General features: G+C 66.0%; 1 pseudogene. It reads left to right on the top strand.

Annotation, left to right across the window (positions count from 1 at the left end):
- Nucleotides 1-268 (top strand): annotated as a pseudogene (locus BST38_RS29185) (hypothetical protein); the annotation flags it as partial.

Below are 268 nucleotides of genomic sequence, written 5' to 3'. Positions count from 1 at the left end.
ACCGACCCCAACAACTCCTGGAACTACCCCGGCTCAGGCGGACCCAACTACACCGACTCCGACAACGACGGCTACACCGACGCCGAGGAAAACACCGCCGGCACCAACCCCTACGACAACACCAACTACCCCGGATCCACCCCACCCGACAACGACGGCGACGGCTACAGCGACACCGACGAGAACCTCGCCGGAACCGACCCCAACGACGCCAACAGCCACCCCGGCACACCCCCCACCGACTCCGATGGTGACGGCTACAGCGACG

The organism is Mycolicibacterium parafortuitum (assembly GCF_002086815.1).
Classification (GTDB): domain Bacteria; phylum Actinomycetota; class Actinomycetes; order Mycobacteriales; family Mycobacteriaceae; genus Mycobacterium; species Mycobacterium parafortuitum.
The sequence above is the reverse complement of the archived record's forward strand: the minus strand, read 5'-3'. Positions and strand labels throughout refer to the sequence as shown.